Source organism: Microbacterium sp. Leaf351 (assembly GCF_001423825.1).
Classification (GTDB): Bacteria; Actinomycetota; Actinomycetes; order Actinomycetales; family Microbacteriaceae; genus Microbacterium; species Microbacterium ginsengisoli.
Genome location: NZ_LMPK01000038.1, coordinates 235,618 through 241,020 on the forward strand (window position 1 = coordinate 235,618; position 5,403 = coordinate 241,020).

5 protein-coding genes and 1 tRNA gene are annotated in these 5,403 nt (G+C 67.0%); 3 read left to right on the forward strand and 3 right to left on the reverse strand.

Annotated elements, in window-relative coordinates; genetic code table 11:
- The coding region (locus tag ASG00_RS13925; RefSeq protein ID WP_156456267.1) for a cytochrome c biogenesis protein DipZ at positions 1-1,653 on the reverse strand (1,653 nt) is incomplete at its 3' end.
- Positions 1,654-1,905: 252 nt separating this feature from the next.
- On the opposite strand from ASG00_RS13925, the gene ASG00_RS13930 reads away from it, so the two are divergent.
- Both ASG00_RS13930 and ASG00_RS13935 read left to right on the forward strand, forming a co-directional pair.
- Entirely contained in the window at positions 1,906-2,556 is a 651-nt protein-coding gene (locus ASG00_RS13930) for a fasciclin domain-containing protein (RefSeq protein ID WP_045245858.1), read from the forward strand.
- 114 nt (positions 2,557-2,670) lie between these two features.
- A tRNA-Lys gene (locus tag ASG00_RS13935) sits at positions 2,671-2,743 on the forward strand.
- Positions 2,744-2,952: 209 nt separating this feature from the next.
- On the opposite strand, the gene ASG00_RS13940 is transcribed toward ASG00_RS13935, so the two are convergent.
- Both ASG00_RS13940 and ASG00_RS13945 read right to left on the reverse strand, forming a co-directional pair.
- Complete coding sequence (locus ASG00_RS13940; protein WP_235559607.1) at positions 2,953-3,873, reverse strand: ketopantoate reductase family protein; 921 nt, start codon at positions 3,871-3,873, stop codon at positions 2,953-2,955.
- A gap of 23 nt (positions 3,874-3,896) precedes the next feature.
- Positions 3,897-4,811: a DMT family transporter gene (locus ASG00_RS13945; RefSeq protein WP_056210306.1), complete on the reverse strand. Its 915-nt coding sequence runs from the start codon at positions 4,809-4,811 to the stop codon at positions 3,897-3,899.
- An 83-nt stretch (positions 4,812-4,894) separates the two neighbouring features.
- Here ASG00_RS13945 and ASG00_RS13950 point away from each other — a divergent pair.
- Positions 4,895-5,403, forward strand: a 509-nt coding sequence (locus ASG00_RS13950; RefSeq protein ID WP_156456268.1) for a LysR family transcriptional regulator, incomplete at its 3' end; no start/stop codon positions are given.

A 5,403-nucleotide genomic window follows, 5' to 3' on the forward strand; every position in this document is an offset into this window, starting at 1 on the left:
GGCTCCGCTGGAGACCAGTTGGTAGGCGTTGGGAGTGCCGCTGACCTGCACGGTCTGGGTGGCGCCGCCCTGCAGCGTGTAGGTGACGGTGCCGGTGCCGCCGAGCACCATCTGCACGATGCCGGCGTGGAAGCGCAGCCGCACCTGGGCGGGCTGGTCGGTGCCGGGGGTGATGCTCTGGGAGGTCAGGTTCCAGCTGCCCTGCACGACGAACGAGTCGTCGGGCTGGGAGGCGGGGTAGGCGAAGGTGGTCGTGCCCGGGTCGTAGGCGGTGCCGCCGCCGAAGTTGGCCTGCTTGGCCGCACCGAGGAACGTCTCCTGCGTGGTCGAGCCGACCTGCGGGGTGGTGTCCTGCACCTCGGTGGGCGGGGGCAGCTGCACGTTCGGGTTCGCCTGCACGAGCAGCTGGCGGATCAGGTTCTCGGTGGTGGCGTAGTTGCCTTCACCGAACTGGATGTTGCGCACCACCCCCTGCGCGTCGATCAGGTAGTGGGCGGGCCAATACCGGTTGCGGTAGTTGGTCCAGGTGTCGAGGTTGTTGTCGATGGCGACCGGGTAGGTGATGCCGAAGTTCTTGGCACCGGCCATGACGTTCGCCGGGTCCTTCTCGAAGGCGTACTCGGGCGAGTGGATGCCGATGACCTCGAGTCCGAGCGAGGCGTAGGCCTTGTTCCAGGCGACGACATGCGGGATGGAGCGCTGGCAGTTGATGCACGAGTACGCCCAGAAGTCGATCAGTACGACCTTGCCCTTCTCCTGGGAGAGGGTGATCGGCTGGTCGTTGGGGGTGTTGAACCACTGCTGGATGCCCTTGATGCTCGGCGCCGTGCCGCACGATTCGAGCTCGGTGGCACCGGCGGTGCACTTGTCGAGGTTCTTGTTCTCGTCGTTGACGAGGCCGCCGAGGGCGAGAGCCTTCTGCGCGTCGGGGTTGTCGGTGAGCTGCTGCTGCAGCCCCGACGTGTAGTCGGGCACGAGCTGCTGCAGCAGCTGGGGCACGTTGAACACCAGCCCGACCGACAGCGCGATCATGGCGGAGCCGCCGATGATGCGCAGCAGGCGCTCGCGGGTGCGGAACGCGCGGATGCGCTGCACGACCGCGCGCCCGGCGAGCGCGAAGACGAGCAGCGGCACGGCGACGCCGATCGCGAACGACACGGTCAGCAAGATCGTGTCGGCGCCGATGCGGCCTGTGGAGCCGGCGACGATGATCGCCGCGAGCACGGGACCGGCACACGGCACGAACACCGCGCCGAGGGCGAGACCCACGCCGAAGCCGCTCCCCCGGTTCGTGACCTCCTTCTGCGGAAGCCAGGTGAACGGCTTCTCGAGGATGCGCTCGAAGCGGGGCACGATGAGGCCGATGCCGATGAGGATCAGCACGACGATGCCGACCCAGCGGATGATGTCCTGCGGCAGGTTCAGCAGTCCGAGGATCAGCGACCCGACGAGGGTCACGACCGTGAAGCTCAGCACGAGGCCGGCGATCACCAGGAACGGCCGCCAGCGGGAGGCGGGGCGCACCTCCTCGTCGCCGGTCGCGGCGCTGGCCTGCACGCCTCCCGTGAGGAAGATGACCGGCAGCACCGGAAGGATGCACGGCGAGATGCCGGTGATGAGTCCGCCCAGGAGGCCGATGATGACGAGGGTCATGGCGACCTCCCTTTCGTGTCGGTAGCAGTTCGGCCCCGTCGCCCGTTCGGATGGGAACTGCTGCCCGCGAACACGCTGAGTGAGCGGATGCGGCGGCCCGAGGCATCCGGATCTGTTCGATGTCCAATCCGATCCCGCGACCGCCCCGAACGGCTTGGTGAACGTCGCACCGCGGCGGACGCCCCCGGAACGCTCGGGTGCGTCGTTCACTCCCACGGGTCCCCCCGGCCCACCCCTCACCACGGAGGAATCATGCTCACCACGAAGTCCAAGGTCATCTCCGGCGTCGCGCTTCTGTTCGCGGGCGCCCTCGCGCTGACCGCATGTTCGAGCTCCACCACCAGCTCGGGATCGATGTCGACGCCGTCGTCGACCCCCATGGCATCCGCCACGATGGACCCCTCGGCCGACCTCGTCGGCCCCGGCTGCTCGGCTTACGCGTCGGCGGTGCCCTCGGGCGCCGGCTCGATCCAGGGCATGTCGCAGGACCCGGTCGCTGTCGCCGCCTCGAACAACCCGCTGCTCACGACGCTCGTCGCGGCCGTCAGCGGCAAGCTGAACCCGAACGTGAACCTCGTCTCGACCCTGAACGGCAGCGAGTTCACCGTGTTCGCCCCTGTCGACGACGCGTTCAAGAAGATCGACAGCGCCACGATCGACACGCTCAAGACCAACAGCGACCTGCTCACGAAGATCCTGACCTACCACGTGGTGGCCGGTCAGATCCCGCCGTCGCAGATCGTCGGCACCCACACGACCGTCGAGGGCCAGACCCTCACCGTGTCGGGTAGCGGCAGCAACCTCACCGTCAACGGCAACTCCGCCGTCATCTGCGGTGGCGTGCACACCGCCAACGCAACCGTGTACCTCATCGACACGGTGCTGATGCCGCCGAGCAACTGACGCCCGCGTCACTCACGTCAGCGACCGCTCGGACTCGCCGGAGTCCGAGCGGTCGCTTTCGTCTGCCCGGCACCGGCCGGAGCGCCGTGCGCGTCCCAGTAGGCTGGAGGACACGGGCCTGTAGCTCAGTCGGCAGAGCATCGGACTTTTAATCCGCGGGTCGTGGGTTCGAGCCCCACCGGGCCCACCCGACTTGTCGCGCTGGGGTCGGCAAGAGGGCGTGAGGAATCATCTGGCGACGCTGCGATGTATTCGTTTTCCACGCCCTTCTTCCCTCACCACGACAACGCCACGCGCGAGCAACTCATCTCCAGCGCCGTCGCCGCATGCGAGCGAAGCCGGACGGGACGAGGTGACCGCATCCGGCCTGAATCGCATGTGATCGGAGCGACCCGTTCAGGCCCGGCTGGCCTCGTGGACGCGGAGGCGGACGGTGGCGGCGTGCAGGATCGGGGACGTGACGTTGTGGGTCCCCGCGCGACGGAGCAGGCCGCCGAGTATGGGCTCGACTTCGGTCGCGCGTCCTGCGACGAAGTCCCGGTACATCGACGTGGTGAAGTCTGATCCGCGCCGGGTGAGCGCAGCCCTGACTCGCTCGATCGCGGCGGGGCGAGGTGAATGGCCCGCCGCGTTTTGGATCTGGACCACCTCGTCGATCAGCAGCTCGACCAGCTTCACACCGTCTTCTACTGCGGCGATCGCACCCGCAGGCCCGCCCAGTAGCACCGTCGCCGCCCCGCCTGCGGCCATGAACAACCACTTCTCCCACATGTCGTGCACGATGGTCTCGGACACCACGGTATCGATGCCGGCGCCCGCGAACACGGCGCCGAGCTGGGTCACTCGGTGTGTGAGTGACCCGTCGAGCTCTCCGAAGGCAATCGATGCCTCCGGGCTGAGCTGGGCGATGTCTCCATTCGCGCAGAGCTCTGTAGCAACGACAGCCACGCCGCCGAGCAGAACTGCTGTGCAGAATCGAGAGCGAATCAGGTCTATGTGGTCGATACCGTTGAGCTCCGGCAGGATCACTGCGCGCGTGCTGAGGACGGCTGTCAGGTCGTCGAGGACAGCGTTGAGAGACATCGCCTTCACAGCGAGGAGCACGACGTCCCAGCGGTCATCGAGCCGGTTCGCAGTCACCGCTGAAACCGCGACTGCGGTGCGAGCACCGTCGGGGTCGATGAGCGCGAGCCCGTCTTCGGCGAGGGAGGCGGCTCGGTCTGGACGCACAAGGAAGGTGATGTCGACGCCCGCCCGCGCGAGACGTGCACCGAAGAAGCCGCCCACAGCGCCCGCGCCGACGATGAGAATGCGCATGGACATGTCCCGCCCTTCCGAGTTCAGTCGATCGCGTTCGGCACGGTGCGTGCGGCGCGGCTGGCGACGCGGCGCGCGAGGAGGCGCGGACCCTGAGAAATGGTGACGACTCCTGCGATGACGACAAGACCGCCGAGAAGTTCGGGCAGGATCGGCAGTTCGCCCAGCCAGCCCCAAGCGATGAGCACCGCGACGGGAGGGACGAGGTAGAGGAGCGACGTGGACACGGCCACCGGCATCCGCGCGACGGCGTAAGCCCAGAGGACGAAACCAGCCGCAGACGGCAGTAGGCCCAGGTAGATGGCTGCGAGCCACGGTGCCGGGCCGGCGCTGAGGAGCCCGTCGAGGTCGAAGGCCACCGCCGGGAGAGTCATCACAGTGCCAGCGATCATGGCGTAACAGGCGACCTCGACGCTGCTGTACCGCTGGAGAAGAGGACGCTGCAGCGGGTGATAGATGCCCTGCACCACCATGGCAGCCACCACGATCCACACCGCGGCTGACAGTGACACGCCAGCGCGAGCGAGGCAGACGAACGCGACGCCGGCGAGGGATATGACGCTGCCCACGATCGTGGTGCGGGAGATGCGCTCGGTGAAGAGGACGCGGGCAACGGCGACGGAGACCAGCGGCGCGGCGGCGACGATGATGCTCGCCGTCCCTGCAGGCACGTACAGTTCCCCACAGTTCAGCAACAGCTGGTATGCGGTCATCCCGAAGAACCCGCACGCCGCGATCCACCCCAGATCGCGTGCCCTCGGAATCCGGGCCTTCGCCAGGACTGCAACGATCACCAGCGCGACCGCCGCCACGAGCAGGCGTGCGAACGACAGCCCGATAACCCCCATCGCGGGAACCGCGACCCGGATCGCAGGGAACGCGGACGCCCACAACACCACTACCAGCACGCCAGCCAGGAATGCCCTATTGACTCTCACGGATTCAGAGTGTCAAACTCAATACATCAACACAACTTACGTTCTCTTACTTAACAGATAAAAATTGCTTAAGGTGAATTGGCATGATCGACGTGCGCAAGATCCGGTTGCTCGCCGCCCTGCAGCGTCTCGGCACGATTGCGGCCGTAGCGGAGGAGATGCACATCAGCGCCCCCGGCGTATCGATGCAACTCACCGCTCTTGAGAAGGAGATCGGGCTCCCCCTCACACGGCGGCAGGGCCGCCGACTCGTACTCACCGCCGCCGGTGCGACCCTCGCTGACCACGGTCACGCCATTCTCGACAGACTGTCGCTTGCGGAGCTTGAACTAGAGGCACTCCGTGCGGGGACAGTCGGTCGATACGCCCTCGCCGCATTCCCCTCGGCGGCTCGCACTTTCGTCGCGGATGCCTACCGCACCATGCTCGCCGACACTGGAGCGGCCCTAGAGGTGCGCCTCACCACTGAGGAGCCGGATAGCGCGATCGCGGCCCTCATGACGGGCGACGCCGATCTGTCGGTCGTCCATTCATACTCGAACGTGCCCAGGAACCTCCCGAACGGTATCGAGTCTCAGCACCTCGGCAGCGA